Annotated in this window: 2 protein-coding genes; both read left to right on the top strand. The window is 66.2% G+C overall.

Annotated elements, in window-relative coordinates:
* Positions 1 to 943 (top strand): LLM class flavin-dependent oxidoreductase (locus tag PMN64_RS42725; protein ID WP_411785099.1); only part of this gene is annotated, 943 nt, incomplete at its 5' end.
* Positions 944 to 1037: 94 nt separating this feature from the next.
* On the top strand, positions 1038 to 2078 hold the full coding sequence (locus PMN64_RS42720) for an alpha/beta hydrolase (protein WP_411785098.1): 1041 nt from the start codon (positions 1038 to 1040) through the stop codon (positions 2076 to 2078).
* Positions 2079 to 2150 lie beyond the last annotated feature (72 nt).

Genomic DNA, 2150 nt, shown 5'->3' with positions numbered 1-2150 from the left:
ATATCTGCTGATCCCGGTGGGCTCGGTGTGCTGGGAGGCATGGATCACGGGCGCCTTCATGGCGGCACGCTCTCGCCGGATCAAGCCGCTGATCGCAGCAAGGCCCGGCTATATCAACCCGGTGCTGATGGCAAAGATGATCTCGACCTTCGACCAGATGTCGGGCGGGCGAATCTGCATCAATCTGATCGCCGGCCAGAACGAGAGCGAGGTCGAGGCCGAGGGCGTGCGTCAGCCCAAGGAAGAGCGCTACGCGCTGATGGAGGAGGAGGTCTCGATCCTGAAAGCGCTATGGACGACGCGCGGCCCCGTGCATTTCCAGGGCAGGTTTCACACCATCTCCGGCGCGCACATCCGGCCGCGGCCGCTGCAGCAGCCGTTTCCAAGATTCTATCTCGGCGGCGGCTCGCGGCAGGCCTGGGAGGTGTCGGCGAAGCATTCCGACGTTCATCTGTTCTGGGGCGATCTGCCGGAGCGCATCGCGGAGAATATCGCCGAGATCCGGCGGATGGCGCGGGCGCATGACCGCGAGGATGCGATCGGCTTCGGCATGCGGCTGCAGGTGATCTGCCGCGAGAACGAGGCGGATGCCTGGGAGGCGGCCGACCAGCTGGTGCGCCACGCCACCGAGCGGCAGAAGCAGGAGATGAAGACGCTCTACAATCGCTCGGAGGCCAACCAGCGCGTGCAGCAGCTCGCGCGCGACTACGGCGATCTGTTGATGCCGCATCTGTGGACCGGCATCACCAAGGTGCGGCCTGGCGCCGGCATCGCGGTGGTCGGCGATCCCGCGCAATGCGCCGCGACCTTGCAGCAGTTCATCGACGCCGGCTGCCACTCCTTCTGCCTGTCCGGCTATCTGCATGACGAGGAGGCCGAGCGGTTCGGTCGCCTGATCCGCCCGATCCTCGCCGCCAACAATCATGGACGGCTCGTCGCCTGAGGCGCGATCCGGAAGCTTTCCGAAAATTCACGGGTGAATCTGCGCCTGACGCGCCATGATCCAGCCGAGCTCGCGGCAGCAACGGAGTCGAACCATGCATCACCGGGCCTGGCTTGCGGCCGCGGCATTGCTTGTCGTGGCGGCGGCGCGCGTACCCGCAGCGTCCGCGACCCAGGCACAGACCGAGCGCGACCTGAAGCCGGTCAAGGAGATCGCCAATGCGCGGATTGCCGTCGGCAATGCGAGCTTTCCGCTCTACCTCTCGGCCGACTGGTCCAGTCCGCTGCCGGATGTCACGCGCGCCGTGCTTGTGCTGCACGGGGTGCTGCGCAATGCCGATGACTATTTTCGCGCGGCGCTGAGCGCGCAGGCCGCGGCCGGCGATGCCGGTGAGCATGCGCTGATGATCGCGCCGCAATTCTTGATCGAGTCCGATGTCGAGGCATTCAAGCTGCCGGCGGAGACGTTGCGCTGGAGCCTCTATGGCTGGCAGGGCGGCGAGCCCGCGCTCGCGCCGAGCCCGGCGAGCTCGTTCGAGGCGCTCGACGCCATCCTGGCGAAGCTCGGCGACCGCAAGCTGTTTCCGAACCTGCAGCAGGTCGTCGTGTTCGGCCATTCCGGCGGCGGCCAGGTGGTGCAGCGCTATGCGATCGCGGTGAAGGGCGACCAGGTGCTGCTGCGCCAGGGCATCGGCGTGCGCTATGTGGTCGCCAATCCGTCCTCCTACGCCTATTTCACCAAAGAGCGGCCGGAGCCCGCGATCGCGGCGACCTGCCACGGCTATAACAGCTGGAAATTCGGCATGGATAACCGCCCGCCCTATCTTGCCGAGCCTTCGTCGGCTGCGCTGGAGCAGGCCTATGTCGCGCGCCGCGTGATCTATCTGCTCGGAACGCTCGACACCAACCCCAATCATCCCGCGCTCGACAAATCCTGCATGGCGGAGGCCGAGGGGCCGTACCGTTACGCGCGCGGGCATTCCTATGCCGCCGTGATGCAGGCCCGCGACGGCGGCGCGCCAAACCACAGCCTGTGGGATGTGCCCGGCGTCGGTCATGCGGGCGGCAAGATGCTCAACTCGCCCTGCGGCCTGACCGCGGTGTTCGACATCCCCGGCTGCGAAGCGGCGCGCTAAAGCGTGATGGCATTAAGTTCGATAGCCTGAATTTTTGAGGTAGTTGGCACATTCCTCGGAGGTGAAGGCGTC

It is taken from the genome of Bradyrhizobium sp. UFLA01-814, from assembly GCF_046718885.1.
In the GTDB taxonomy this organism is placed as follows: Bacteria; Pseudomonadota; Alphaproteobacteria; order Rhizobiales; family Xanthobacteraceae; genus Bradyrhizobium; species Bradyrhizobium elkanii.
The sequence above is the reverse complement of the archived record's forward strand: the minus strand, read 5'-3'. Positions and strand labels throughout refer to the sequence as shown.

What these genes read in the sequence shown, in the direction of transcription:
- PMN64_RS42720 (WP_411785098.1), top strand. Translation starts at nt 1,038, where the DNA reads ATGCATCACCGGGCCTGGCTTGCGGCCGCGGCATTGCTTGTCGTGGCG.